Source organism: Pacificibacter marinus, assembly GCF_018860665.1.
Classification (GTDB): Bacteria; Pseudomonadota; Alphaproteobacteria; order Rhodobacterales; family Rhodobacteraceae; genus Celeribacter; species Celeribacter marinus_A.
On the sequence record NZ_JAHKPK010000055.1, the window covers coordinates 265,458 to 291,774 of the forward strand.

At 53.0% G+C, this 26,317-nt stretch carries 23 protein-coding genes and 1 tRNA gene; 17 read left to right on the top strand and 7 right to left on the bottom strand.

Annotated features, from left to right (window positions below; translation table 11 throughout):
• Window positions 1-4: 4 nt before the first annotated feature.
• From KO497_RS15265 to KO497_RS15275, 3 genes are read right to left on the bottom strand one after another with little or no spacing between them, the layout of a single operon-like run.
• Window positions 5-1,078, bottom strand: a complete 1,074-nt coding sequence (locus KO497_RS15265) for a quinone-dependent dihydroorotate dehydrogenase (protein WP_215944804.1) — start codon at window positions 1,076-1,078, stop codon at window positions 5-7.
• Window positions 1,075-1,413, bottom strand: coding sequence for a DUF952 domain-containing protein (locus tag KO497_RS15270; protein WP_215944805.1), 339 nt, complete (start codon window positions 1,411-1,413; stop codon window positions 1,075-1,077). Before KO497_RS15270 ends, KO497_RS15265 begins: the two co-directional genes overlap by 4 nt.
• A gap of 41 nt (window positions 1,414-1,454) precedes the next feature.
• Window positions 1,455-1,673, bottom strand: a complete 219-nt coding sequence (locus KO497_RS15275) for a hypothetical protein (RefSeq protein WP_215944806.1) — start codon at window positions 1,671-1,673, stop codon at window positions 1,455-1,457.
• A gap of 93 nt (window positions 1,674-1,766) precedes the next feature.
• On the opposite strand from KO497_RS15275, the gene KO497_RS15280 reads away from it, so the two are divergent.
• The 3 genes from KO497_RS15280 to KO497_RS15290 all read left to right on the top strand — a co-directional run bounded on the left by KO497_RS15280 (window position 1,767) and on the right by KO497_RS15290 (window position 4,429).
• Window positions 1,767-2,360 (top strand): TetR/AcrR family transcriptional regulator, encoded by a 594-nt coding sequence (locus KO497_RS15280; protein WP_215944807.1) that lies wholly within the window; start codon window positions 1,767-1,769, stop codon window positions 2,358-2,360.
• Between the two features lie 119 nt (window positions 2,361-2,479).
• On the top strand, window positions 2,480-4,045 hold the full coding sequence (locus tag KO497_RS15285) for a bifunctional metallophosphatase/5'-nucleotidase (protein ID WP_215944808.1): 1,566 nt from the start codon (window positions 2,480-2,482) through the stop codon (window positions 4,043-4,045).
• Window positions 4,046-4,120: 75 nt separating this feature from the next.
• Window positions 4,121-4,429, top strand: coding sequence for a DUF1992 domain-containing protein (locus tag KO497_RS15290; protein WP_215944809.1), 309 nt, complete (start codon window positions 4,121-4,123; stop codon window positions 4,427-4,429).
• A gap of 67 nt (window positions 4,430-4,496) precedes the next feature.
• On the opposite strand, the gene KO497_RS15295 is transcribed toward KO497_RS15290, so the two are convergent.
• Both KO497_RS15295 and KO497_RS15300 read right to left on the bottom strand, forming a co-directional pair.
• Window positions 4,497-4,570, bottom strand: a tRNA-Gly gene (locus KO497_RS15295).
• Between the two features lie 107 nt (window positions 4,571-4,677).
• Window positions 4,678-6,117, bottom strand: a complete 1,440-nt coding sequence (locus tag KO497_RS15300) for a UbiA family prenyltransferase (protein ID WP_354668127.1) — start codon at window positions 6,115-6,117, stop codon at window positions 4,678-4,680.
• Between the two features lie 236 nt (window positions 6,118-6,353).
• On the opposite strand from KO497_RS15300, the gene KO497_RS15305 reads away from it, so the two are divergent.
• Together KO497_RS15305 and KO497_RS15310 are read left to right on the top strand one after the other, a co-directional pair.
• On the top strand, window positions 6,354-8,726 hold the full coding sequence (locus KO497_RS15305; RefSeq protein WP_289846690.1) for a Tex family protein: 2,373 nt from the start codon (window positions 6,354-6,356) through the stop codon (window positions 8,724-8,726).
• Window positions 8,727-8,912: 186 nt separating this feature from the next.
• Window positions 8,913-9,743 (top strand): sterol desaturase family protein, encoded by an 831-nt coding sequence (locus KO497_RS15310; RefSeq protein WP_215944811.1) that lies wholly within the window; start codon window positions 8,913-8,915, stop codon window positions 9,741-9,743.
• 24 nt (window positions 9,744-9,767) lie between these two features.
• Here the strand turns inward: KO497_RS15310 and KO497_RS15315 are convergent, their stop codons facing one another.
• Entirely contained in the window at window positions 9,768-10,697 is a 930-nt protein-coding gene (locus tag KO497_RS15315) for a LysR family transcriptional regulator (protein WP_215944812.1), read from the bottom strand.
• A 125-nt stretch (window positions 10,698-10,822) separates the two neighbouring features.
• On the opposite strand from KO497_RS15315, the gene KO497_RS15320 reads away from it, so the two are divergent.
• From KO497_RS15320 to KO497_RS15355, 8 genes are all read left to right on the top strand, one after another.
• Window positions 10,823-12,172 (top strand): extracellular solute-binding protein, encoded by a 1,350-nt coding sequence (locus KO497_RS15320; protein ID WP_215944813.1) that lies wholly within the window; start codon window positions 10,823-10,825, stop codon window positions 12,170-12,172.
• 162 nt (window positions 12,173-12,334) lie between these two features.
• Complete coding sequence (locus KO497_RS15325) at window positions 12,335-13,213, top strand: carbohydrate ABC transporter permease (protein ID WP_215944814.1); 879 nt, start codon at window positions 12,335-12,337, stop codon at window positions 13,211-13,213.
• Window positions 13,210-14,052 (top strand): carbohydrate ABC transporter permease, encoded by an 843-nt coding sequence (locus KO497_RS15330; RefSeq protein WP_215944815.1) that lies wholly within the window; start codon window positions 13,210-13,212, stop codon window positions 14,050-14,052. Before KO497_RS15325 ends, KO497_RS15330 begins: the two co-directional genes overlap by 4 nt.
• Window positions 14,049-15,098, top strand: a complete 1,050-nt coding sequence (locus tag KO497_RS15335; protein ID WP_215944816.1) for a DUF4432 family protein — start codon at window positions 14,049-14,051, stop codon at window positions 15,096-15,098. The genes KO497_RS15330 and KO497_RS15335 overlap by 4 nt, the downstream gene beginning before the upstream one ends.
• Before the next feature lie 12 nt (window positions 15,099-15,110).
• A complete protein-coding gene (locus KO497_RS15340) occupies window positions 15,111-16,619 on the top strand; it encodes a sulfatase (protein WP_215944817.1) in 1,509 nt (502 codons plus the stop codon).
• 49 nt (window positions 16,620-16,668) lie between these two features.
• On the top strand, window positions 16,669-17,739 hold the full coding sequence (locus KO497_RS15345) for an ABC transporter ATP-binding protein (protein WP_215944818.1): 1,071 nt from the start codon (window positions 16,669-16,671) through the stop codon (window positions 17,737-17,739).
• An 85-nt stretch (window positions 17,740-17,824) separates the two neighbouring features.
• Window positions 17,825-19,261 carry an aldehyde dehydrogenase gene (aldA, locus tag KO497_RS15350; RefSeq protein ID WP_215944819.1) on the top strand — a complete coding sequence of 479 codons (1,437 nt, stop codon included), beginning with the start codon at window positions 17,825-17,827 and terminating at the stop codon, window positions 19,259-19,261.
• Window positions 19,262-19,876: 615 nt separating this feature from the next.
• Entirely contained in the window at window positions 19,877-21,046 is a 1,170-nt protein-coding gene (locus KO497_RS15355; RefSeq protein ID WP_215944820.1) for a tyrosine-type recombinase/integrase, read from the top strand.
• Window positions 21,047-21,449: 403 nt separating this feature from the next.
• Here KO497_RS15355 and KO497_RS15360 read toward each other — a convergent pair whose 3' ends face one another.
• Window positions 21,450-22,817, bottom strand: coding sequence for a PLP-dependent aminotransferase family protein (locus KO497_RS15360; protein ID WP_215944821.1), 1,368 nt, complete (start codon window positions 22,815-22,817; stop codon window positions 21,450-21,452).
• Between the two features lie 278 nt (window positions 22,818-23,095).
• On the opposite strand from KO497_RS15360, the gene KO497_RS15365 reads away from it, so the two are divergent.
• The 4 genes from KO497_RS15365 to KO497_RS15380 all read left to right on the top strand — a co-directional run bounded on the left by KO497_RS15365 (window position 23,096) and on the right by KO497_RS15380 (window position 26,297).
• Window positions 23,096-23,578, top strand: a complete 483-nt coding sequence (locus KO497_RS15365; protein WP_215944856.1) for an MSMEG_0572/Sll0783 family nitrogen starvation response protein — start codon at window positions 23,096-23,098, stop codon at window positions 23,576-23,578.
• Window positions 23,579-23,666: 88 nt separating this feature from the next.
• Window positions 23,667-24,635, top strand: a complete 969-nt coding sequence (locus KO497_RS15370) for a Nit6803 family nitrilase (RefSeq protein ID WP_215944822.1) — start codon at window positions 23,667-23,669, stop codon at window positions 24,633-24,635.
• Window positions 24,628-25,749 carry an MSMEG_0568 family radical SAM protein gene (locus KO497_RS15375; RefSeq protein WP_215944823.1) on the top strand — a complete coding sequence of 374 codons (1,122 nt, stop codon included), beginning with the start codon at window positions 24,628-24,630 and terminating at the stop codon, window positions 25,747-25,749. The genes KO497_RS15370 and KO497_RS15375 overlap by 8 nt, the downstream gene beginning before the upstream one ends.
• Window positions 25,746-26,297, top strand: coding sequence for an MSMEG_0567/Sll0786 family nitrogen starvation N-acetyltransferase (locus KO497_RS15380; RefSeq protein ID WP_215944824.1), 552 nt, complete (start codon window positions 25,746-25,748; stop codon window positions 26,295-26,297). The genes KO497_RS15375 and KO497_RS15380 overlap by 4 nt, the downstream gene beginning before the upstream one ends.
• Window positions 26,298-26,317: the final 20 nt, after the last annotated feature.

Below are 26,317 nucleotides of genomic sequence, written 5' to 3' on the forward strand. Positions count from 1 at the left end.
GACGTTACAGCCAGTCACCGCGTTTTGTCCCTACAGCGTCAGACACATTTCCAAACCCATCGGCTTTCAACAAGTCATCCAAACCACGAGCAACCTTGGGCGCGAGCGACAGCCCTGAATAGACCATCGCGGAATACAGCTGGACCAAGGACGCGCCTGCACAAATTTTTGTATAGGCATCCAAGGCAGACGATACTCCGCCGACGCCAATCAAAGGCACATCGTCACGCAAAATATTCGACAGTTGCGCCAACACTTTTGTGGACTTTTCAAACAATGGCGCGCCCGAAAGTCCGCCCATCTCGCTTTTATGAGCACTTTTCAAACCTTCGCGCGACAGCGTGGTGTTGGTCGCGATCACGCCATCGATGCCGGATGTTTTGGCGACCTCGGCGATTTCTGCAATCTCGCTTGTATCTAGATCAGGTGCGATTTTGAGGAACACTGGCACCTCGTGATCAAGACCTTTGCGCGCATCCATAACGCCCGCGAGCAGCGCTTGCAGCGCCTCTGGGCCTTGCAAATCACGCAGTTTTTCGGTGTTGGGGGACGAGACATTGACGGTCGCGAAGTCAACGAAATTGCCACAATGGGCCAAGACCTGCGCGAAATCTGCGGCGCGATCTGCACTGTCTTTGTTGGCCCCTAAATTGAGACCAACAGGAACATCCGAGTGATTGTTGGACAGACGGCAGCGGGCAAGGCGGCTGGCGATGGCCTCCATCCCCTCATTATTGAACCCGAAGCGATTGATCACGGCGCGGTCTTCTGTCAGGCGAAACAAACGGGGTTTCGCGTTGCCAGATTGCGGGCGCGGTGTTGCGGCCCCCACTTCGATAAATCCAAAGCCTGAGCGCGACAGTTGTGCGACGGCTTCGGCATTTTTGTCAAATCCTGCGGCCAATCCGATCGGATTGGGCATTTCGATGCCTGCAAAGCTGGTTTTAAGACGCGAGGATGTCACAGGGCCCGGTAGTGGCGCCAAGCCTGCGCGCAAAGCTGTCAACGCAAAGTGATGTGCTTTTTCAGGATCGATTTTGCGCAGGACTTTTAGGCCAAGTTGTTCTGGAAGGCTCATAGCATTTCCTTTGGAAAGATATGTGTGTCGCCATTGACAGGCAAAGGTTTTGACCAGACCACATCATCAAGGCGCAAAGTGCGGTACAAATGTGGAAACAGTGCCCCCCCGCGTGAGGGTTCCCATTTCAAATCATCTGTCATGCCGTCCGTATTGCAGGCCAAAAGGACAAGGCCTTGAGTGCCCGCAAACCATTTTTTTGCCGTCTCGACAGCTTGATCTGCGGTCGAGAAATGCACAAAGCCATCGGCCAAATCCACCGGCGCGCCAGCGGTTTCGCCTGCTGTTTGCAATGCGGCCCATTCATCGGCGCGGAATATTTTATAAATCAACATGACCGCGTGATGCCAGCGCGCAGCGGGACCGTCAATGAAAATTAGAGCCAGCGGCTGAGAGATCTTTGGATAAACGGAATGATGCCATAGACCATAGCGATGACAATAATGGGAACCATAATCAAGTTACGTTGCCAGATGCTCCAGTCTTGGGTGACGGTCATTAAGGTGTAGAGCACCAGTGTGACGAGGGGGTAGACGAAGACAAAAATAAAGCAAGAGAGACGAAAGCGGGAGGGTTTACGAGGAGCCGTTGTCATGAGAAACCTTTAATGGAACGAAGCGTCTCGTTTATGTGAACGATTCGTCTCGTTAGGTAAAGGGAAAAGCGAGCGCGAGGCTAAAGGTGGACAATGGATCAACACAGAAAAAGTGAAACGCAGCAGCGCCGCTCTATCGGTGCTCGTAAAAATCCAAACACAGAGGCCGCAATCTTGGATGCAGCCCTTAAGATTTTGTTGACCAAAGGGGGCAAAGGCTTATCTATGGATGCTATCGCGAGAGAGGCAAAGGCAGGGAAGGCCACAATTTATCGGTGGTGGCCAACGCGGGGGGCGCTTTTGCTTGGGATCTATGCCCGTATAAAGGGGGCGCATGTCCATGCAGATACGGGGCGCATAGAAACCGACATAGCTGCATTTTTTGAATATGTGTTCGAATTTTGGCGGGGTGATGCGGGGCGTGTTTTTGCATTGATCATCGCCGAGGCACAAAGCGATTTGGACGTGGCTGAGGCATTGGCCCTATATCGCGGTGAGCGCATCAATGATTGGATGACCATTTTCGAGCGCGCTAAAGGGCGCGGAGAGTTGAGCGAGACAGTGGACTGCAGGCTGACTGCGGACACAATTATTGCAACGGCCTGGCATCATCTTTTGACCAATCGTTTGGATGTTAAAGGGACTGATCTTGCTCGGGTTTTGGCTTATGGCGTTGTGAAACCATAAAAACCTGCCTGTCATATAGGCGTTGCTTGGCTGTGGCACAGCTTTGCGCAACGGAATCTTTGACTCAACGGTCAGAGATGCCGCAGGTTAAGGAATCAAACAACTAGGGGGGCAGTTTTATGCTCAAAAAAATCCTCACAACATCTGCGACCATCGCGTTGTCCACCAGTGCCGCCTATGCGGATTTTACGCTGAATGTGATCCATATCAATGATTTGCACAGCCGTATCGAGCCCATCAGCAAATATGACAACACCTGTAGTGAAGAAGATAACGTCGAAGGCAATTGTTTTGGCGGTGTCGCACGTGTCGCCACAAAGATCGCTGAATTGCGCGAACAGCTCGCTGGCGAAAATGTCATTGTTGTCGATTCTGGTGATCAATACCAAGGCTCGTTGATGTACGCGACCTATAAGGGCGATGTTGAAATCGAGTTCATGAATAAAATCGGTTTCGACGCTATGGCGGTCGGCAACCACGAATTCGATGATGGCGATGCGGGTCTGTTGAAATTGATCGAGGGTGTATCCTTCCCAGTGATTTCGGGCAACTTGGATGTGTCCTCCTCCAACCTTTTGGCTGGAAAGCTGTCTAACCATCTGGTTCTTGAGGTGGGTGGCGAAAAAATCGGTTTGGTGTCTGCCCTTGCGTCAGATACGCCTGAAACATCTAGCCCCTCTGATGCAGTGATTTTCTCTGACGAGATTGAAAGCCTGCAACATGATGTAGACGCGCTGACCGAAGCTGGTGTGACCAAAATCATCGCTTTGAATCACGTTGGCGCTAAGAAAGACTTCGAAATCGCAGCTGCGGTCACTGGTCTTGATGCTGTGGTCAGTGGTCACTCACATACATTGTTCTCAAACACCGACGAAAATGCGGCCTATCCATACCCTGAGATGATCGGCGATGTGCCTGTGGTGCAAGCCTATGCCTTCTCTAAATATGTTGGTCATCTGGTGTTGACCTTTGATGACGCTGGCAAGGTTATCTCAGCAACCGGCGATACAATTCTTTTGGATGCTTCCGTCGCAGAAGATGCTGAAATCAAAGCTCGCGTGGCAGAGCTTGCTGGACCGATCGAGGGCCTAAAAGCGAAAATCGTGTCATCTTCAACTGATATCATCGACGGCAGTCGTGATGTGTGCCGTGCTGTAGAATGTGCGATGGGCTCGCTTGTAGCAGATGCCATGCTTGAGCGGGTTAAAGGACAAGGCATTGAAATTGCGATCCAAAATGGTGGCGGTTTGCGTGCGTCCATTCCTGCTGGGGATGTGTCTATGGGGGATGTGCTTACGGTTCTTCCGTTCCAGAACACCTTGTCTACATTCCATGTGTCCGGCGAGGCGATGGTTGCAGCACTTGAAAATGGTGTGTCCAAAATGGACGAAGGCGCAGGGCGTTTCCCACAGGTCGCTGGTATGACATTCACCGTTGATCCCGCCGCAGAAGTGGGCGCTCGGATTTCCGACGTTATGGTCGGCGGTGTGCCGATTGATTTGACAAAAACCTACGGTGCCGTGACCAACAACTATGTGCGCAATGGCGGTGACGGCTATGCGATGTTTGAAGATGCAAGCAATGCTTACGATTTCGGACCTGATCTTGCGGATGTCTTGGCCGAATACCTTGCTGAAAAAGCACCATTCACGCCCTACACTGATGGTCGTATCACTGTGAAATAAACGCACCTGATTTGCGTCTAGAAACCAAACAAAGCCCCCGCTACACTGTGGGGGCTTTTTGTATGGACAAAGACAATGAAACACCCTCTCGAAGACCTGATTGAAGCCAAAATCGCCGCCGCTCAAGCCGATGGTGCCTTTGACAATCTTGAGGGCATGGGCAAGCCGCTTGCGCCCTGTGATGACCCTGAGAATATTCTGTTTTCGCGCGTGGTACGTGACCACGGCGGCGCGCCTGAGTTTGTGATTTTGGCACGTGAACTGGCGGATATGCGAGCGGAGCTGGCCGAGACAGGCGACCGCACGCGGCGTATGGAAATCATGAAAGAGATGTCGATGATGGAGGCCAAAATCGACATCGCCCGCAAGCAGTTCTCGCGTTAGCCTGTAGCAATCGTCAAAGGCAGTGATCCCGCGAAAGGTCTGTAAAAATAGAATGTCAGGGAGTACTTGGAGCGGGCGACGGGAATCGAACCCGTGTCATCAGCTTGGAAGGCTGAGGTCTTACCATTACACAACGCCCGCTCTGTTCCTGTGTGATTATTTCAAAGGCGATGGGGCGTCAAGCAAGATGTCATACCTTTTTGCAGATGTGTCATCGTAATTTTGTCGTCCAGCACGATCAGCCCGAATTAAACTGCCATAGAAGCGAGCGCAACAAAGCCGATGATCAAAAAACCACAGACACGGCTGATGCGATCTTTGACGGCATAAACGATGGGATCGTCATGCATTTCTCCACGATGAGTGACCATTGCGATCCATGAAATCCAGAACAGCAGCACCAAACAGATGCCCCAGAGGACCTGTGGATTTGTGTATAACAACGACACTGATGGCGAATTGATGTAGAGTGCCAGAACCATAACTGAGACATAGCCAGAGGCGATTGACATTTGCGACACGATGGCCAAATCGTCAACGCGGTATCCGCGCCCTGATGGGGCCAGTTTGCCGGCTTTCGCATTATCCACCAGTTCTGCTTGGCGCTTGATCGCGGCCAAGGCAAAGAAAAAGAACACTGAAAACGCCAAAAGCCACACTGAAATGACCACCCCGGCGGCGACACCGCCTGCTATGATACGCATCGTGTAAAGTCCTGATAAAACACAGATATCGATCACCATGCGGCGTTTGAAATAGAATGAATACCCTGTGGTGGCCGCAAAATAGAGCGCCAAAACCAGCAAAAACACAGGCCCGACCAGCAGCGACAGTACTGCGCCAGCGGCCAGTAATCCCGCGGCCATGCCTGTGCCATGGCGGATAGGAACCGTGCCTGCCGCGAAAGGGCGTTTGCATTTGCGCGGATGTGCGCGATCAGCGGCCAGATCTAGTAAGTCATTGATCACATAAACGGAAGAGGCCGTCAGGCTGAAGGCGATAAAGGCTATGACCCCCCAAAAAAGCGTCACCATATCCAATTGATGCGCCAAAAAAATTGGTACGAACACAAGCACATTTTTCACCCACTGATGCGGGCGTAGGGCTTTGATATAGGGTTTGATGTCGGGCGCGTCTTGGCCCAAATGGGTGATATCTTTGTCCAAAGCCTCGGCTTTGATGCGCAAGGCTTTGGGGGCATTCACGGTCACGATCTTGGTTGCAGCTTGCCAAACCGGTAGATCCGCGTCGGTGTCGCCCATATAGGCAAAGCCATCAGCGCCATAGGTCTCGACCAAAAACGATGCCTTGTTCGGCCCTTTTAGGTTGGTGGTGTCGCTTGATCCATGCACCGCATCAAACACCCCCAAATGACGCGCAATCTGATCCGCAAGACTTTGATTCGTGGCTGTGACCAAAGCAACTTTGCCGCCGTCGGCTTTCCAAGACGCAATATAATCCAAAACGTCCGAATTATAGGGCAGGGTGGTCACGTCGACGTCACTGGCCTCCGTCAATTCCGCTTTTAGCGCGGCTTTGCCCTTACTCAAAGATCGAACCGCGCCGATGGCAGAGCCCCAGTCTTTAGATGCCGCATTCCAAAAGGTTTCCAGCAGCATATCAGAATTGAGTAATGTTCCATCAAGGTCCACTGCAAGTATCATTGTATTGTTCGTGATCTCGGTCACTGCCTTGTATCCTCTTGTCGCTGATGCCAGCTGACGCGATCTATCTGTCGCCGTTAGGGCATAGTTTGGCAGAATTTATCATATAGGGCAAAGAGGTTAAGCAGGTACGATCTGCATTGCCAGCAAGCGCAGTATTTCCGCCACGCAGAATTGCCTGTGGATAGCTCGAAAATTCTGCTTGGCCCGCTGGTGTCAGCCCGTTATCACAATGATCCAGCGTCATGAGGAGACTAGGTTTGGACCAAACAGCGCAGCGTATCGCCCGTATCATCGCAACTGAAATCGGGGCAGCCGCCACGCAGGTGGCCTCTGCTGCTGAATTGCTTGACGGCGGTGCAACGGTGCCGTTCATCGCGCGGTATCGAAAAGAGGTCACGGGGGGCTTGGACGACACGCAATTGCGCAATTTGGCAGAACGTCTGACGTACCTGCGCGAGTTGGAAAAGCGCCGCAGCGCTATTGTGTCTTCGATTGATGAGCAAGGTAAGCTAACGCCAGAACTGTCTAAATCCATTGCCAATGCCGACACCAAAGCAGCACTTGAGGACATCTATCTGCCGTTCAAACCCAAACGCCGCACCCGTGCGATGATTGCGCGTGAAAACGGGTTAGAGCCTTTGCTGCGTGCGATTTTGGCGGATCGTAATGCTGATCCAGAGGTCTTGGCCGCAGCATATTTGACTGAGGCAGTCGAAACCACAAAAGACGCGCTGAACGGCGCGCGCGACATCTGCACCGAAGAGCTGTCAGAGCGCGCTGGTTTGATCGGACGCTTGCGTGATTTCATGCGCCGCGAGGCGGTGATATCTGCGCATGTCAAAGATGGAATGCAAGACAAAGGAGCTAAGTTTTCGGATTACTTCGATCACAAAGAAAAGTGGTCCCAGATCGCGTCACACCGCGCTCTGGCAATTTTACGAGCCTCAAAAGAAGACATTTTGACCGTCGATATCGCTCCTGATGTGGACGAGGGCCTACCGCGTGTCATCGCGATGATCGAGGCGGAAATTGGCATCACTGGCAGTGGTAAAGGCGACGCATGGCTGCGCACAGTGGCCTCTTGGACGTGGCGTTTAAAGCTTGGTATGACCATGTACACAGAACTTTTGGGCGATTTGATGCGTCGTGCCCACCAAGACGCCATCGATGTGTTTGCCCGCAATTTGAAAGACTTGCTTTTGGCTGCGCCTGCTGGTCCCCGTGCCACCTTGGGGCTTGATCCGGGCATTCGCACAGGGTGCAAAATTGCCGTCGTCGATGCCACAGGCAAGGTTTTGGCGACAGAGACTATTTATCCGTTCCAGCCCAAAAACGATCTGCGCGGGTCCGAGGCAGCGATCTTACGATTGGTGCAAGCGCATGATGTGGATCTGATCGCCATCGGCAATGGCACGGGCAGTCGTGAAACAGATCGCTTGGTGGCGGATACGCTTAAAAACCTGCCGCGGGGTGTGAAAGCGCCGACCAAGGTGATCGTCTCTGAGGCTGGTGCATCTGTTTATTCAGCCTCGGAACTGGCCGCAAAAGAATTCCCTGATTTGGACGTGTCTTTGCGTGGGGCGGTTTCTATCGCGCGGCGTTTGCAAGACCCTTTGGCGGAGCTGGTGAAAATATCGCCCGAGGCGATTGGGGTCGGGCAATATCAACATGACGTAGATCAACGCAAACTTGCGCAGGCCTTAGAGGCCGTGGTCGAGGATGCGGTGAACGGCGTTGGCGTTGATTTGAACATGGCCTCATCCGCGCTCTTGTCACATGTGGCTGGCCTCGGCCCATCGATTGCGCAAAACATTGTGGATCACCGCGATGCCAATGGGGCCTTTGCCTCGCGCAAAGCCTTGTTGAAAGTCGCAGGGCTTGGCCCAAAAGCGTTTGAGCAAGCCGCTGGGTTCTTGCGCGTCACTGGCGGCACCGAGCCGCTTGATGCCTCATCTGTTCACCCCGAGGCCTATGGCGTGGCGCGCAAAATCGTGTCGGCTTGCGGTCGTGATATTCGTGCCATCATGGGCCAGCCAGAGGCGCTCAAAGGTCTGCGCGCCGAAGATTTCGTGGACGATAAATTTGGCCTGCCAACGGTGCGCGATATTTTGGGCGAGCTGGAAAAACCGGGTCGTGACCCGCGTCCAAGTTTTGTCACGGCGACTTTCGCCGATGGTGTGAACGAGATCAAAGACCTGAAACCTGGTATGTTGTTAGAAGGCACAGTGACGAATGTCGCGGCCTTTGGGGCTTTCGTTGACGTTGGCGTTCACCAAGACGGATTGGTGCATATCAGTCAGTTGGCGGATAGGTTTGTTAAAGACCCGCATGAGGTGGTCAAGGCGGGCGATGTGGTGAAAGTGCGGGTGACCGAAGTGGACGCACCGCGCAAACGCATCGCCTTGACCATGCGCAAAGACGGCGGAGGCGCGCAGGATGGCGGCAATTCCGGCGGCGCAAAATCGAGTGCTGGACAGGGACGTGGTGGGCCTTCTAATGGGCAAACCAAAGGGAATGCGCGCGGGTATCAGGGCAAAACATCGGCAAGTCCAAGGCCCAAAACCAACGCGCCCGCAGCCAGCACGGGGGCCTTTGGCGCAGCATTGCTTGATGCGATGAAAAAGAAATAGGCATACAACACGACGCTTTGGTCGCTCAGAATGAGGCGCCGCGCATGTTCTTGCGCGGCGTTTTTTATGAGGCCTGCCGTAGGCCTTGTGTTCACGAAGGCGTGGTCAAGGCACTGTGGTCTATCGTTGTGACACATCAGGGCATAGATTAGGGCGAAGAGATCAAAACCAATTGAGGCAGTTCACATGACAGAGTTTTTGTTAAGCCACGAGCCCGCGACGCGCATGTCTGTGTTTTTGACGGTGCTGCTTGTCATGGCGGTTTGGGAAGTCTGGTCTCCGCGCAGACGTGTGGAAGTGCCGCGTTTGCTGCGCTGGTCCAACAATCTGGCTTTGATCGTGATCGATAGCATTGCCGTGCGATTGCTGTTTCCGCTGGCCGCCGTGGGGCTTGCCCTGACATTGCAGACCAAAGGCTGGGGGCTGTTCAATGTGATTGACTTGCCAAGCTGGCTTGAAGTGTTGATCGCAGTGGTTCTGTTGGATTTCGCGATTTATGTGCAGCATGTGCTGTTTCACCATGTGCCGGTGCTGTGGCGGCTGCACAGGATGCACCATGCCGATATCGAGATTGATGTCACCACCGGCTTGCGCTTTCACCCGCTCGAAATCGTGCTGTCGATGGCGTTTAAACTGGTGTTGGTCTTACTACTGGGCCCAGCTGCCATCGCGGTGTTGATTTTCGAAGTGGTGCTCAACGCCAGTGCTTTGTTCAATCACTCAAACATTCAATTGCCGAAACATGTCGATGCTGTGTTGCGGTTGATCATTGTCACGCCTGACATGCACCGCGTTCACCATTCGATCATTCCAATCGAGACCAACAGCAATTACGGCTTTAACGTGCCGTGGTGGGATCGGCTTTTGGGAACATACATCGCGCAACCCAAGGCGGGCCATGATGATATGCTGATCGGGATCGAGCTGTTTCGCACCCGTCGCGAGCTGTGGATTGATCGGATGATTTTGCAGCCTTTGCGGCGCGACAAGGTCACGCGTCCGGGCGAGCCTGAGTAATCTTTGCGGCGCGCTCAGGGGCTCTCATGGCTGAAGCCGTGTCGGGGCAACAGGATGCTCAAATGCGTCTTTGAGTGTCTTGCGTAAGAGCTTTTCAAAGGCCGCTGACAAAGGATTAATGGCGACGCCGGCACGTCGAACAAGGCCGATTTGACGCTCGAATTGAAAGTTTTTGATTTCGAACGAGGCAACGCCAAAGTTTTGAAATTCATAAAAACTACCCGAGGGGGACAGGCTTAGCAGATTGAAATCGCGCACAAAACGTCCCACTACATCGGGGATATTCGTCACGACTTTAAAACGAGGCAGGGGTTCACGGTTGAGCAAATAAAAGGCCTCAAGCGCGGATCGCACAACCTCACCGCGTTCAGGGACGACCCAGTCTTGACCACGTAACTGTTCCAGTGACACCTCTTGCCCCGCCAGAGGATGGGACTGGTGGCATAAGCCCACGATGTGATCATTCGCGACAATCGTGGTGACAAATTCTTCGTCCTCGACCAAGCGATTGACCATGCCCAAAACAACATCGACGCGGTTTTCTTGCAATGCCAGCCGCAGGCCTTCGGCATAGCTGGTGATCACAGTGTGGTTGGCGTCGGGAAAATCGGTTTCCAGCTCGACCAAAGCATCCTCAACAAACTTGATAAGCGCTTGACCCACACCGATGCGCACCCGCCCACTGGAGCCTGCTTCAAGCGCGGTCAAATCATGTTTGGATTGGTCAATATCGAACAAAATACGCCGTGCGTGATGTTCCAGAGCTTGGCCGTAAACCGTGGGCATCAACCCTCTGGGGTGACGATCAAACAGTTTAACGCCGTACTCATCCTCTAAGGTTAATATGCTTTTTGACAGCGCAGGCTGGCTAAGATTCACCATTTGCGCAGCCCCCAGTAAGGTGCCTTGTTCCAAGACAGCAATGAAATGTGCGTATTGACGGGGGTTTGCCATTATATCCTCATTTCGTGTCCTTTTTAGGTATTCCCAAAAGTTTCATTAGTCAAAAGAAAAGAAGATTGTTTTGTGGGGTGGGACATGTGACCCTTTACGAAATTACCCGTGGAGGAGGACGTGTGATGATTCAATTCAAACAAGGGACTTTTAGGTCTCTTTCAAAAATCGGCGGCGCTGCGATGCTGGTGTCGCTGCTGGGTGCAACTGCACTGACGGCCGAGACGCAAGTGCCTGTCAATGTGGTGATCAACCAATCGCCATGGCTTGAAGGCTTTGCGGCTGTCGCTGATCTTTATAAAGAGGAAACCGGAAATGAGGTCACTCTTGATGTGAACCCTTATGCGGGCAGCCTTGAAAAACAACGCAACGCCGTGCGCTCGAGTGAAAGCGAATATGATCTGTTGATCATCAACGGTATTTTTTACCCGGAAATGTACCACGGTGGTTTCTTGGAACCATTGAAAAACATCGATCCTGAGTTCGATCTTGATGCGCAAGTCTATGAATATGGCGGCACGCCTTGGTTCAACGCCGAGACAAAATCCATCGGCAAGGACGCCGGCGATTTGCTGACTGTGCCAGTGAACCCGAACATAACGCTGCTGTTCTATCGCGCTGATCTGTACGAGAAAAACGGTTGGTCAGCCCCAACAACCTTTGAAGAGCTTGCCGCACATGCACGCGCTTTGAAAACCGACAAAATGTATGGCATTGCGCAGCGCGCTGGTCGGGCGACTGTATCGATCACTTGGGATTTCTTCCCCTATATCCAAGGGTTTGGCGGGTCTTACTTCCGCGATTCCGATGGCGGCGATTATTTTGTAACGATCAACAGCGAAGAGGGCCGCGCGGCGCTTCAGACCTATGTTGATTTGGCCACAGAATTAGGCCCCGAGAACTCAGCGAACTTGACGCAGGGCGATTTGATCCAGCTTTTGGTGACAGGCAAACTTGCGCATACGGTTCTTCCGGCTGCGGCTTGGGCGCAAATGGATGATCCAAATAAATCAGCTGTCGTTGGTAAAATCGGCTATGCGACATTGCCATCTGAGGCCGGAAATCCATCCACTCCAGCACTTGGTCACTGGCTAGGGGGCATTCCGAAAAACATTCCAGACGCCAACAAAGAGGCGGCATTGGCCTTTCTTGATTGGTTCCAGCAGCCCGAGACCCAAGTTCATTACGCTGAGCTTGGTGGCGCACCTGTGTCCGCTGCAGCTTATGAATCTGACTTCGCAGAGCTTCCAGAGAACCGTTACATGCAAGCGATGCGTGTGGCGTCTCCTTTGGCTAAAGGCATGTGGACCATTCCGGAGGGCGCCGAACTGGCCGCTGTTATGGAACTTGGCTTGAACCGCGCCGTAGCAGGCGAAATTTCAGTCGTGGAGGCCCTCAATTCTATGGCTGCTGATCTAGAGAAAATCCTCGCAGATGCAGGGTATGAAACGGGACGCCTTCCTGATCTGAAATAACGTTTCATCACTGCTTGAGGGGCGCGGTGCACCGTGCTGCGCCCCTCTCGTTCGACTAAGATGGTCGATACTCTTTTACCCATTCAGTGGTGTGTCACCTGATGCGAGGAAAACCTTGCAATATATCATTCCATTTCTTTTTCACGGAGCAGCCGTTACCCCATGGCCCATCATAATTCCCTCGGGAAAGTTCTATCCCTGACCCCTGCGGTGTTGATCTTTGCGTTTCTCGCTTTGCTGCCGGTTATCAATCTTTTTATTGTCAGTTTCCATGAGGTTTCATGGCTTGGTGGCACCAAGCAAATGGACTGGGTGGGCGTTGATAATTACGTGGCCATCGGCGACGACCCTCTGTTCAAAGCAGGCGTATTCAACACGATCATTGTTGTTTTGGTGGCGACGACAGCGCAGGTTGTGATCGGTCTTGCTTTGGCGCTGGCCTGTTCGTCAGTGGGTGATAGAAGCCGCCCGTTTCGCGCGCTGATTATCCTACCGCTTTTGATCCCCGGTATCGTGATCGGCGCGATTTGGCGGCTGATGTACAATTCCGAATTTGGGATATTCAATCTGGTTTTGAACTCCATCGGCTTGTCGGGGCATGATTGGCTCGGTTCCCCAAGCACCGCGTTGGCTGCCGTGATCGTTGTTGACGTCTGGCACTGGATGCCATTTGCGTTTTTGTTGCTGCTGGCGGCTGTAGAATCCTTGCCGCGCGATGTTTCTGAAGCGGCTAAAATCGATGGCGCGACCGCATGGCAAGAGTTCCGTAAAGTGACGTTGCCGCTGTTGTATCCTGCTATTTTCATGACCTTTTTGTTCCGTGCTGTCATGGCGTCCAAAATCTTTGACGAAGTATTTTTACTGACAGGAGGGGGGCCGGGGACTTCGACCGAAGTGGTCAGCTTTACAATCTTTCAAAGGTATTTTTTGCAAGATAACGCAGGCTATGGCTCGGCTTTATCAGTGTCGATCATATTTGTCGTCTCAGTCATCATCGTAATCGCCTTGAATGCCAACAAAAGCAAAGGGTTGTCACAATGAACCATGCTGTTTCCAAGCGTTACAAGCGCACGACAACTTATCTGATCGGCTTTTTGGTCTTGGCCGTGTTCACCACTCTTGCGCCTTTTGTCTATATCGCGATGTCATCGTTTAAGACGCAGATTTCTCTGTTGATGGGCGATGTCGCTTTTACTCCGACTTTGATGAACTACGACGAGGTGCTGTTCGACCGCACATCTGACTATTTGCAGAATTTTACCAACAGTGTTGTCGTCACATCGATCAGCACGTCCCTGGTTGTCGTGATCGCCTTCTTCGCAGGCTATTCCTTATTCCGCATGCGCTGGCCCACCTATGTTGTGAATATCTTTTTGATCTGGTCGATGGCCTTTAACCTGATCCCGTCAGTGACTCTTGCCAGTGCTTGGTATGATTTGGCGCGCTCAGTCGGGTTGAACAACGACTATATCGCTTTGATCCTTGCCCATACGACGCTGCATTTGCCGATGGCGTTGTGGTTGTTGGCTTCGTTCTTCCGCGAAATTCCACGTGAATTGGAAGATGCCGCCTATGTGGATGGGGCTTCGTTTGTAACGCTGGTCCGCCGCGTCGTGACACCGCTGATGATGCCCGGATTGATGGCGACAGGGATTTTGATTTTCGTGTTCAGTTGGAACGAATTCCCCGTCGCATTGGCCTTGACCAACAATGATACGGGCACTGTGCCTGTGGCCATCGCCAAATACGCACAAGAGGAAGAAATCAAATACACGCAAATGGCAGCGGCTTCGGTTCTGTCAGCCGTGCCTGCTTTGCTGGTGCTGTTGTTCGGGCAACGGTTCATCGTGCGTGGCCTGACCGCAGGGGCAGTGAAATGACCTTTGCAATCGCAGGCCATGATCCGGATAGGTTGCACGAGGTGAGTGCGGGGATGAGTACCTTTGCCGGAGCGCGCCTTGTGACCTTGGAAGACGGTGCCGAACGGGGCATGCGCGTGATCGAAGTGCGCTCAGGCGGAGGGCTTGACTTTGATGTCATCGTGGATCGCTGCGGTGATATTGGGCGGCTTGCTTGTGATGGGCAAACCCTGTCGTGGCATGCTGCTGGGGGGCTGCGGTCCCCGTGGCTTATGGATGCTGACGGCGATGCTGGCCAAGGGTTCTTGCGTGGTTATGGCGGGTTTTTGAACACCTGCGGGTTTGATCATATCCGTCAGCCCGATCAGGACAGTGCCCTATCTGATCTGCCTGAGGAGCTGGCGCAGCAATGCTTTCCACTGCATGGCAAAGGCGCGTTTCAACCCAGCGTGATCCGCGGTTATGGGCTGAATGATGATGTCGAGACGCCGTATGTTTTTTGCGAGATCGAATGCGTGCAAGCAATCAGTTTTGGCACCACATTGCGGTTGCGCAGACGTATCGAGACCGCTGTGGGGTCACGCAAAATCACCGTCCATGACGAAGTGCGCAATATCGGTACTGTGGCTGCAACGCATATGCTTTTGTATCATTTCAACCTTGGGTTTCCTTTGGTCGCGTCTGGCACGGAATTGAATATGGGCGATAGCGCTCCCATTTGGCATTCCGCGCCTCATGATGCGTTGGCGCCTTTTGTCGCGCCTGATCGAGAGGCGCAAAACCTGATTTCGGTTTTCAAACATGAGGCCGTGACGGCGCAGGTGCGTGTCGATAACAGATCCACCAATCATGGTATTCTGTTCGAATACCCGTCCGATCAGCTACCATATTGCCAACTGTTGCGCATGCAAAGTTCCGGCATTTATGGCATCGGGGTCGAGCCTTGCACAGCAGGCGGGCGCACACGGCAAGACGCGCGCGACACAGGCGACATGATCGTCCTGCAACCCGCGCAAAAGCGACAGTACCATCTTTCGATCAGCCTCACCAAACCGCAGACCACTTAGGGGAATACCTTTATGCGTGCCATTTTACTCATCTTTGATTCCCTCAATCGCCATGCCTTGCAATGTTATGGCGGCACCGAAATTGCCACACCGAATTTCGATCGTTTGGCGCAAAGATCCGTGACCTATGACAATCATTATGTCGGTAGCCTGCCCTGCATGCCTGCGCGCCGTGATATTCACACAGGGCGTTTGAGCTTTCTGCACCGCAGCTGGGGGCCGCTTGAGCCGTTTGACACATCCGTGTTCGAAACCCTGCGCGACAAGGGCGTCTATTCGCACCTGATCACCGACCATTATCATTACTTTGAAGACGGCGCTGGCAATTACCACACACGCTATGATTCCTATGATTTTTTGCGCGGACAAGAAGGCGACAAATGGGTGCCTACGCTTGATGCGCCGATCGAGAAATGGAAAAGCCAGTACCATGAAAAGCAACACAATTTCACGACAGGGTCTTTGCAAATGCAAAACATGGCCAATCGTGAACGCATTGAAACGGAAGAAGATTTTTCATCCACTCAATGTTTTGACGACGCTGAGCGGTTTCTTGATGATCAGTCGAAAGCCGACAATTGGGTGTTGCAGATCGAAACCTTTGACCCGCATGAACCCTTCTTGGCCCCCCCCGGTTACCGCGCTGAATTTCAAACCGACAAAGAGCCGATTTTCGATTGGCCGCATTATGATCGCTATATCGACGGCTTGCCGGAAAACGAGCTGTTGCGGAACAATTACAAAGCCTTGATTGCACATTGTGATGCCCAACTTGGTCGATTGCTGGACAAGATGGACGCTTTAAACATGTGGGACGATACGATTTTGATCGCGACCACAGATCACGGTTTCTTGCTTGGCGAACATGAATGGTGGGCGAAAAACCGGATGCCCTGCTACAATGAAGTCGCGCACATTCCATTGTTTGTGCATCATCCCGATCATGTGGATCAGGCGGGCACTCGCCGCGCAAATCTGACGCAGACCATCGATATTATGCCAACATTGCTTGATTGTTTCGAGCAACCTTGCGACATCGACTCAACCGCTCGATCCATCTTGCCGACCCTGAAAAATCCGCAAGAAAAACTGCGCGATGTCATCATCTACGGCTATTTTGGTGGGGCTGTGAACATCACGGATGGGCGTTACACCTATATGCGTTATCCCGAAAATATGTCGGCGACGAACCTCAATGAATACACGTTGATGCCCGCGCATATGCTGGCGCCTTTTTCTAAAGAAGAGTTGCAGCAAGCGACATTTTGCGAAGATTTAAATTATGCCAACGGTTATCCCGTATTGCGCGTCCCTGTGCATGAAAATTCCCATTGGTTCAATTCGCATGGGCCGGGTGGCATGGCCGATTGCAACAGTGTTCTGTTCGATTTGGCCACAGATTCAGGCCAGCTGTCCCCCCTGCAAGACGCTGATTTAGAGGCGCGACTTGCGGCCCAGATCAAAGACCAAATGCAAAAAAATGCGGCGCCCCAAGAGGCGTACACCAGACTTGGATTTTAACTGAGGTCGCCCTCGTTAAAACATCCAAAAGACACTGCAAGGAGAAAACATGTCGTTTGTCACTTTAAGGAACGTTCGAAAATCTTACGGAGAGTTCCCAGTTCTGCATGGCCTAAATGCCTCGATCCATGAAGGAGAATTCGTGGCGATTTTAGGCGAAAGCGGCTGTGGGAAATCGACCCTGCTGCGCATGATCGCAGGGTTGGAAGACATCACATCCGGCGAAGTGGAAATTGGCGGCAAGGTCGTTAATGATCTGTCGCCGCGGGATCGCGATATCGCCATGGTATTTCAAAGCTACGCGCTCTACCCGCATATGACTGTGGAAAAGAACATCTGTTTTCCGCTTGAACTGGCCGGCATGTCGGATGCAGAACAAAAGAAACACCTGAGCCGTGCAGCAGATATGCTCAACTTGGGTGATTATCTGCAACGTAAACCAAAGGACCTGTCGGGCGGGCAACGTCAAAGGGTCGCGATGGGGCGGGCTATTGTGCGCGATCCCAAGGTGTTCTTGTTTGACGAACCCCTGTCCAATCTTGACGCCAAATTACGGGTGCAAATGCGTTCTGATATTCGCACGTTGCAGCAAGAACTTGGCACCACCGCGATCTATGTGACCCACGATCAAATCGAGGCCATGACAATGGCGGATCGGATCATGTTGATGAATGCTGGCAAAATCGAACAATTCGGTCCGCCGCTCGACCTTTATGATCACCCTAGCAGCACCTTTGTCGCCGCTTTCGTGGGATCGCCGCCGATCAATTTGGTCAAAGGGGAAATCAAGTCTGGTGCGCAAAGCGCGTTTGTGGCGGATGGTCTTCGGGTGCCTTTACAGCCGAACACTTGGGCCGCGGGTCCGGTGACGATGGGCATTCGTCCTGAAGACATTTCAATTGCTCACGATGCGCAAACGGCCAACGCCGAAGGGGGGGTAGAGGCGATGGAATGTACGGGCGAACGGACGATTTTGGAGGTCCGTGTTGGCGACAATATCATCAATCTGTCGGTTGTAGAACGCCTGCCATTGGCCAAAGGCGCGACAGCCCCCTTGAGTATCAACCCCAATAAATGTCTGTTTTTCGCTCCAAACGGTCAAGCCATTCAGGGCGGGTGAGGAATGGCCCAAAGGATACGGCTCTGATTGCGCTTTAAAATGAACAGTTTTTAAATCGGAAATTGAATAAAAAGGAGAGGTCGCCATGGCTTTACGTCACCAAAACTACATCAATGGCACTTTTATCGATTCAAATGATGGCGGCTGGATCCCCGTTCTGAACCCTGCGACGGGTGAGACACTGTCTGAAATTCCAGACACGCAGAGCGGCATCGTTGGCGAGGCCGTGGATGCTGCCAAGGCGGCGCAACGTGCATGGGAAGCAACGCCCGCGATTGAGCGTGCAGGGCACTTGCGGGCCATCGCGCAAAAGCTACGCGAAAACGTGCCACTGCTTGCTGAGACGATTGTGCAAGAGCAAGGCAAAACAATGGGCTTGGCCCAAGTCGAGGTCAATTTTACCGCCGACTACATGGATTACACCGCTGAATGGGCGCGACGTCTGGAGGGCGAAATCCTGCCATCTGACAATCGCGGCGAAAACATCTTTATGTTTCGCCAAGCCATTGGGGTTGTGGGCGGCATCTTGCCTTGGAACTTTCCGTTTTTCTTGATCGCGCGCAAATTGGCGCCAGCACTGTTGACGGGCAATACCATTGTCATCAAACCGTCGGAAGAAACCCCAAACAACGCGGCCCTGTTCGTCAAGCTGATGAATGAGACAGATTTGCCCAAAGGTGTCGCGAATTTTATCTATGGGGCAGGGGGATCAACGGGGGCAGCCCTATGCGACAATCCTGACGTTGGGCTTTTGACCTTCACGGGGTCCGTTGGCACAGGGTCACGGATCATGCGCGCTGCGGCGAACAATATCACCAAGGTTAATTTGGAACTGGGGGGCAAGGCGCCAGCCATTGTGATGGCGGATGCGGATATGGATAAAGCGGTTGCAGCCATCGTCGCATCGCGTGTGATCAATTCTGGCCAAGTGTGCAACTGCGCTGAACGCGTCTATGTTGAAGCCGCCGCAGAAGATGAATTCGTGTCCAAGCTCACCAAGGCTATGGCCGAGACCAAGTTTGGTGACCCGATGCAAGATCGCACTGTTGACTATGGTCCGATGATCAACAAGGCGGGTCTTGATAAAGTTGCGGGTATGGTGGACCGCGCCAAAGTCGCAGGTGGCACGATCACCACGGGGGGCGAAATTGCTGACACGCCAACAGGCAATTATTATCAGCCGACGGTGATCTCAGGTGTCGCGCAAGACGCTGAAATTATGCAAAAAGAGGTCTTTGGCCCCGTGTTGCCTGTCAATGTCGTCAGCGGCATGGACGAGGCCATCGCGCGCGCAAATGACAGCGAATACGGCCTGACGTCGTCGATCTATACAAATGATATTGGCAATGCGATGCGGGCTGCAAATGAGTTGAAGTTTGGCGAAACCTACATCAACCGTAACAACTTTGAAGCGATGCAAGGCTATCACGCAGGTGTGCGTAAATCGGGGATCGGCGGGGCTGATGGCAAGCATGGTCTGTTAGAATTTACACAGACCCACATGGTCTACTTGCAAACGTGACCCAGCTTTCGGCGCGCCTCACTCAATACGCGGGCGTGCCGAACACAGGGTGTCATGCCTGATATGCTGTCCGCGGCGGCAGTATCTCGGTTTCTGAAAAGGCTCAGAATGCCGACAATGGGATCGTACGCGGTCTTTCGCAGTCGCGCGACGCCATAACCGTGACATCAAAAACATGTCTGATCAAAACTCTAATAGCGCGTGAATTTGGCGGTGATACGTCAAAGAAAATCGAATGCGATGAAGATAGTTGAATACAGCGTGATTGTAGCAAGATTGAAATGTCGCCCAACGTTGGGGGCTTCAAACTTAGACCATCTGTGAACTTTGATAAAATCATTATGTATGAGGTATTTAAATGGTGCCCAGGGGCGGAATCGAACCACCGACACGAGGATTTTCAATCCATAAATTCGTGATTGACTTCGAATCGTTACAATCCACCTTGACCACATTTCGGATATAATATTTCGACTATCACCTTGTTTTAATAGATAAAAAATTTCCGAAAATTGCTCATACTACACTTTCTTGCTTCGCCGTAACGCTCACGCTCTGTGCCACCATTGTGCCACTGAAATGCTTGCTGCAGTCTAGCTAAAGAAAGGAAATCCAATGGCAAAAATTGAACTAACAGATAAGCACATTAAAGCGCGTAAGGTCGTATCTCGGACTGATGTTACAGATACAAAAGAAACAGGCTTGCTGATCCGGATCTACCCATCAGGCAAAAAAACGTTTGCATTCAGGCTGCGTGGGTTGGATGGCGTGATTCAAAGCGTCATCATTGGGCACTACGGAGATATCAGTCTTGCTGAAGCTCGCACTGCTGCGGCAGACCTTCGTAGGCGACTCAAATCTGGCGAGAACATCACGGCGGCGGCTCAAAAGTCCGCGAATGCTTTGGCAGCAGCATTGCAAGCTGAAGTGCCTACGTTGCAGATGATTATCGATGAATATGAAATTCTTAAATCTACCAGTCGTAAAACTTGGCAACGCACTGCTAATGATAAGGGGAGCGAAGCTAGGCGTCGTATCGAATGTGTTTTTTATCAACATTTGTCAACACGGGTCACTGAAATTAGTCTCGAGGATTTTGCCCACTCTATGGCCACTTACGTGCCTCGTTCCGGCAGTGGCACCGCAAACGGTCAGGTGTCGCGTGCAAGGTCTTATTTGATGACGATGTTTGACTGGGTTGCAAGTCGCAACAAATTCAACAAAGTTGGATTAGGACGGCGTGATACATTGGACGTAGTGGATCTCCGGCAGACATATGATCTTGCGGTAGGTGACCATTCTATTCTTGGTGAGCGTGACCGTGCTCTCGATCATTTCGAGCTTTCCCGCATTATGCCGTTGCTGGTTTATCCGGCTCCTGTCGAACTGCGTATGAAGACTCCTCCTCAACTTGATTTACGTCCCGCATCCTTGAAGTTTTTGCTGTTGACTGCGGCGCGCCGGTCCGAGCTCGTTGCGATGAAATGGTGCCATTGTCGTGAAACCGATGGAATTTGGCATAAACCATACGTGAAAACGATCTCAGGCCCGCCCAAGAAGCAAAACTTGCCCCTTTCCGATGCTGCCATCGCTTTACTGCGCGGATTGCCTAACTTTGCCACTCGCCAAGACAATGACTTGGTCTTTCCAAACGCCGAAGGGCGTGGGTTGGATAACTGGCAACGTATTACTGGGGCGGTTCAGCGGGAGAGCCAAACAACAAACTGGCACCGTCACGATCTGCGCAGGACTGCCGCGACGATTATGAAGTTGCTCCACGTGTGATCGACGAAATCTTGGCGCACAACGCATCAAGTAAGGATGATGGGTATTCACGAGCGTTGGAGAATTATTTCGTATCTACAAACCTTCTTGCACATGTTGAAGACCCGCAAAAAGCGGCCTTGGATAAATTGGCCGAGGCTTTGGCATATATCGAAAATGAAACTCAGAATTAGATAATTATGGGTCGCCTCAGTGAATAATGGCGCAAACGATCTGATCAGGCGAAGTTCGTTTCTGGGACAAAAGCAAGAAGTGCAGAGGCGTGCTCTTTGTGTGGCGTTCGATTTCACCTAAGGTTTATGAATGGCAACCCGCACGTGTTGCGGGTTTTGTCGTCTTTGAAACATAAATCATCCATCCCATCAGTGATGTCACGGCGAGCTGAGCAAAACGCGGCTGGTTATTATCCCATGTAAATGTTCGGAGTGAGGGCGTCCGATAAAAAGTTGAGGTTTTCACGCAGGGTCTCGCGACTTGACGGGCCGCCGAGCGCGACGCGCAGCTGTTCGCGAGGGGGGCCAAGGACAGTGAACGCATCCGAGGGCATCAGTCCAATTGGCCTGCGGGCCATGCGTGCGACCACATCAGCGCGGCTGACGCCCTTGGGGAGGTCCAGCCAGATGTTGAAGGCATTCTCGGAGCCTCGATATTTAACATTTGTCAGGACTTCGGCAACAATCGCTTGCCGTGCAGCGCTTTCGGCGCGGATGAAACGGCGGATGCTGTCGGCCGTTCCATCCTCTATCCATTGCGTGACCAGTGCCATCGATAGCGGAGAGGGCATGACGCACATGGCGCGGATCGACTGGGCCAGATGGCGTGCGCATCGCGGCGATGGCGCGATGGTAAAAGCCAGCCGCAATCCAGCCCCGATGCATTTGGCCAAGCCGCCAATATGCCACGTCAGATCGGGGGCAGATAGTGCGATCGGGGCAGGGGCTTTGGTTGGGATGAAGCCATAGGCATCGTCTTCAATTAACGTCAGGTCGTGTCGGCGCAGTGTCTGCGCGATCGCCAGTCGCCGATCTTCGGGCATTGTTAGAGTTGTGGGGTTTTGAAGCGTCGGATTGAGATACAAAGCCTTGGGGCCGTGTTTCAAGATCGCAGTCTCTAGCGCGTCTGGCAAAATACCATCTTCGTCCATTTCGACGCCGACAAGGTTTAGTCGAAAGCGTCCGGCAACATTGCGAAAACCGGGATAGGTGATCGCTTCGCACAGCACCGTATCGCCGGGGTGCGTGATGATCGAAAGAATAGCTGCCATTGTCGCGTGTGCGCCGGGGGTCACGGCGACGCGTTCCAACGCAGGAACCATGCCGCGCATGCTCAGCCAACTGGATGCCGCGACGCGGTCGCGTTCCGATCCGGTCGCGCTTTGGTATCGCAGAAGGCCAATGAGGTTTGCTGACACATACCCCACGCCTTCTTGCATGCGGCGACGCAATTCGGGGTCTTGTGGTTCCGGTGGCATGTTCATTGACAGATCGGCTTCGCCGATGCGCGACGGGTCGGGGCTGTCGGTGACCACGCGACCTTTAACAAAGGTGCCACGGCCGACATGGCTTTCGACATGGCCACGAGCCTGTGCTTCGGCATAAGCGCGAGAAACTGTCGTGAAATCAATTCCCAGTTTAGCAGCCAGCTGACGCTGCGGGGGCAAGCGCACGCCATCGTCCAACCGACCGATGCGGATGTCCTCGGCAATAGCATCTGCAATCGCCTTGTAGCGAGGCTTGCCGGTGTCGAGCGAGTCAGGAATCCAATCAATCATTTTTCTACCCTTTGGTTTCAGGATTTATACGACATACAATACGATAATTGAAGGGTGATTGTTTGCATTCATTAGAATCATATTGGGTATGGTTTTGTGTGGGTTTGGATATTTCGCCAAATATTTGCGCAAATTCGGTCATTTTTGTTGAAGTTTTGTGCAGGTATTCCGATGGGTAGCTTGGAGTTTGTTTTATATTGTATGCACATTGAACTGCCTATTGATGCAGTCAATTTGCTTGGGTCATCACTGTGTTCATCAACAACAAGGAGCGCATGATGCCCGAAGTAACTAAAGAAGCACATAAAGACGGAGATTTCTTCGTGAACTTCGAAGAGAAGGTTTTCGAAGACGTAAAGGCCGATGAGGGGGAGAAAGCGCTTGTTACCTTCCATACTGTGGCCTTTGAGGGGTCCATTGGCCTCGTCAACATTCTGAACGCCATCCGCCTCAACCGTAAAGGCTATGAGACATCGATCTTGCTCTACGGTCCTGGAGTCACTTTGGGCATTCAGCGCGGATTTCCGACGCTTGGCGACGAAGCTTTCCCTGGACACCAAAACTTTGCCGTCAATCTCAACAAATTCATGGGCGAGGGTGGCAAGGTATATGCATGCCGCTTTGCTTTGCAGGCGCTTTATGGTCACGGCGAGCCGTCACTTCTGCCCGGCATCATTCCGATCGCGCCGCAGGATGTTCTCGACTGCATCCTGCTTCACAAAAAAGCCGATGCGGTGATCCTCGATACGTGGACCGTTTGATCCATTCTCACTGGGGCACTGTTTGCCCCCGGTTGCCGGTCCGTTTTTCCCTTCGGGCCGGCCCCATTTTTGAACAGAGGCACCCCTCATGCGAACCGATACCATCCGCGCAGCGGCCGTCCAGATCGCCCCTGACCTAACAGGGCGAGCTGGAACGATTGAACGCGTGCTCAACGCAATTTTTGAGGCTGCAGATAAGGGCGCAGAATTCATCGTCTTTCCCGAAACATTTGTGCCCTATTATCCATACTTCAGTTTTGTGTTGCCCCCGGTGCAGCAAGGCGCGCCACATCTCGATTTGATGAAAGAAGCGGTTGTCGTTCCCTCACAGGAGACACAGGCCGTGGCCGATGCCTGTGCCAAGCGCGGTGTCGTGGTGGTGCTGGGCGTGAATGAGCGTGACCATGGTTCGCTCTATAATGCGCAGCTGATTTTTGACGCGGATGGAACGCTCGCGCTGAAGCGCAGAAAAATCACGCCAACCTATCATGAGCGTATGGTCTGGGGGCAGGGCGATGGTTCGGGGTTGAAAGTTGTCGAGACCAAGGTAGGTCGCGTCGGCGCGCTGGCCTGTTGGGAGCATTACAACCCACTCGCGCGCTACGCGTTGATGACCCAACACGAGGAAATTCACGCGGGGCAATACCCCGGATCGTTGGTCGGTGACATTTTTCGCGATCAGATAGAGGTCACGATGCGCCATCACGCGCTTGAAGCGGGTTGCTTTGTGGTCAATTCAACCGGCTGGTTGACCGAAGAGCAAATCGCGCAAATCCATCCAGACCCAAAATTGCAAAAGGCCATGCGCAGCGGGTGCATGACTTGCATCATCTCGCCCGAAGGCCGCCATTTGGCAGAACCTTTGACATCTGGAGAGGGCATCCTGATCGCCGATCTCGACATGAGGCTTATCGCAAAGCGCAAGCGCATGATGGACAGCGTCGGGCATTACGCACGTCCTGAATTGTTGTCGCTAAACCACGATGCACGAGAGGCGATGACACGCCATGCCACCGAACCCGCAAACCAACCGCAGGAGGATTGCCAAGATGCTTGATCACGCAGAACTTATCAACGAATTGCAAACCCACGGCATGCGCCTTGTCGATCCGCGCGCGGGTCAAGAAAGCAGACGCGGCGGCGCAGGGCCATCGGATCACAAGGCCATCTCTATCGGTGAGCGCACGGTAATGATCCCGGTTCACACCGCGCCCAGCTTTGATAGTCCCTATCTGGTCGAAGCCCCGGATGCGACAGGTGAGGCCCGCGTGACCCGAGATGGCGACGAGGTGGCGACGGTTCGATTTCCAACGGCTGCTAAATTCTATCAACATAAAACGGCGGATGGCATTCCCTACAGCCACATTGCTGCTTTGCATTCCAAGGATGTGCTGGCCACAACGGTGCTGCAAACCTGCATTCGCTACGAGAGCCGCAAAAAGACCTGCCAGTTCTGTTCGATTGGCCAAAGCTTAGCCGCAGGACGCACCATTGCGCATAAGACGCCGCAGCAACTGGCCGAAGTGGCAAAGGCCGCCGTCGAACTGGATGGCGTGACCCACATGGTGTTGACCACTGGCACCCCCGCAGGCAAGGACCGCGGAGCCAAGGTGCTTTGCGAAAGCGCCGAGGCGATCAAGGCCGCCGTGGATCTGCCGCTTCAGGGCCAGTGCGAGCCGCCAGAGGATGATATCTGGCACCAGCGCATGTTCGACGCAGGCATCGATACTTTGGGCATGCATCTTGAGGCGGTCACGCCAGAAGTGCGTAAGCGTATCATGCCCGGCAAGGCGTCCGTCCCGCTCGAGAAATACTTCTCCAGCTTCGAGGCGGCTGTAAAGGTCTTCGGGCGCGGACAGGTATCGACCTATATCCTTGCGGGGCTTGGGGACACACGCGAGGCGATTTTGGAGATGGGCGAGAAACTTTGCGATATGGGGGTCTATCCCTTTGTCGTGCCCTTTGTGCCAATTTCAGGCACGCCGCTGGAAAGCCATCCTGCTCCGAGTTCAGATTTCATGGCGTCAATCCTTCAGCCGCTTGGCCAGATGGTCGTCCACGCGGGAATCCGGTCGGCGGATATGAAGGCGGGTTGTGGCAAATGCGGAGCTTGTTCGGCCTTGTCGAGCTATGAAAAACTTAAGATTCCAGCGCGGGCGGTGCCAGCATGATCGAAATTGAGCCGCGCCATTTTCACTGTCCTGGATATTATATCCGCGCTGCGTCCAAACGGTTTGAAGCCGAAGGAGCCGCAGCGCTGCGCCGGCGAGTTTTTGTCGAGGAGCAGGGGATTTTCCCAAGCCATGATCGCGATGATATCGATATGATCGCAACTCATTTGGTGGCGCTTTCGACCTACGCCCATGAAGCCGATCAGGTGGTCGGAACCGTGCGCATCCATGAAGAAGCGCCGCGCCTTTGGTGGGGCACACGGCTGGCAGTTGATTGCGATTTTCGCGCTGTGGGCAGATTGGGGGCGGAGTTGATCCGTCTCGCGGTATGTTCCGCTAATGCCCGTGGATGCGACAGGTTTCTGGCGCACGTGCAAATGCAGAACGTCACGCTTTTCAAACGGTTGCATTGGCGTCCACTGGAGGAAATCACAATTCACGGCACACCGCACATGCGCATGGAGGCAGATCTTGACCATTATCCGCCCTGCGCTGATCCTGTTGCTGGTTGGTATCACCGCCCGCGCATCCGAGAGCAACGCCGATGACTGTGGGGATGCGAGGACAA

Bases quoted from the DNA above. Each gene is read 5' to 3' on its own strand.
- KO497_RS15365 (WP_215944856.1), top strand. From the start codon at position 23,096: ATGCCCGAAGTAACTAAAGAAGCACATAAAGACGGAGATTTCTTCGTG.
- KO497_RS15380 (WP_215944824.1), top strand. From the start codon at position 25,746: ATGATCGAAATTGAGCCGCGCCATTTTCACTGTCCTGGATATTATATC.
- KO497_RS15345 (WP_215944818.1), top strand. From the start codon at position 16,669: ATGTCGTTTGTCACTTTAAGGAACGTTCGAAAATCTTACGGAGAGTTC.
- KO497_RS15340 (WP_215944817.1), top strand. From the start codon at position 15,111: ATGCGTGCCATTTTACTCATCTTTGATTCCCTCAATCGCCATGCCTTG.
- KO497_RS15310 (WP_215944811.1), top strand. From the start codon at position 8,913: ATGACAGAGTTTTTGTTAAGCCACGAGCCCGCGACGCGCATGTCTGTG.
- KO497_RS15330 (WP_215944815.1), top strand. From the start codon at position 13,210: ATGAACCATGCTGTTTCCAAGCGTTACAAGCGCACGACAACTTATCTG.
- KO497_RS15265 (WP_215944804.1), bottom strand. From the start codon at position 1,078: ATGAGCCTTCCAGAACAACTTGGCCTAAAAGTCCTGCGCAAAATCGAT.
- KO497_RS15290 (WP_215944809.1), top strand. From the start codon at position 4,121: ATGAAACACCCTCTCGAAGACCTGATTGAAGCCAAAATCGCCGCCGCT.
- KO497_RS15320 (WP_215944813.1), top strand. From the start codon at position 10,823: ATGATTCAATTCAAACAAGGGACTTTTAGGTCTCTTTCAAAAATCGGC.
- KO497_RS15335 (WP_215944816.1), top strand. From the start codon at position 14,049: ATGACCTTTGCAATCGCAGGCCATGATCCGGATAGGTTGCACGAGGTG.
- KO497_RS15375 (WP_215944823.1), top strand. From the start codon at position 24,628: ATGCTTGATCACGCAGAACTTATCAACGAATTGCAAACCCACGGCATG.
- KO497_RS15270 (WP_215944805.1), bottom strand. From the start codon at position 1,413: ATGTTGATTTATAAAATATTCCGCGCCGATGAATGGGCCGCATTGCAA.
- KO497_RS15275 (WP_215944806.1), bottom strand. From the start codon at position 1,673: ATGACAACGGCTCCTCGTAAACCCTCCCGCTTTCGTCTCTCTTGCTTT.
- KO497_RS15280 (WP_215944807.1), top strand. From the start codon at position 1,767: ATGGATCAACACAGAAAAAGTGAAACGCAGCAGCGCCGCTCTATCGGT.
- KO497_RS15325 (WP_215944814.1), top strand. From the start codon at position 12,335: ATGGCCCATCATAATTCCCTCGGGAAAGTTCTATCCCTGACCCCTGCG.
- KO497_RS15285 (WP_215944808.1), top strand. From the start codon at position 2,480: ATGCTCAAAAAAATCCTCACAACATCTGCGACCATCGCGTTGTCCACC.
- aldA (WP_215944819.1), top strand. From the start codon at position 17,825: ATGGCTTTACGTCACCAAAACTACATCAATGGCACTTTTATCGATTCA.
- KO497_RS15360 (WP_215944821.1), bottom strand. From the start codon at position 22,817: ATGATTGATTGGATTCCTGACTCGCTCGACACCGGCAAGCCTCGCTAC.
- KO497_RS15315 (WP_215944812.1), bottom strand. From the start codon at position 10,697: ATGGCAAACCCCCGTCAATACGCACATTTCATTGCTGTCTTGGAACAA.
- KO497_RS15370 (WP_215944822.1), top strand. From the start codon at position 23,667: ATGCGAACCGATACCATCCGCGCAGCGGCCGTCCAGATCGCCCCTGAC.
- KO497_RS15355 (WP_215944820.1), top strand. From the start codon at position 19,877: ATGGCAAAAATTGAACTAACAGATAAGCACATTAAAGCGCGTAAGGTC.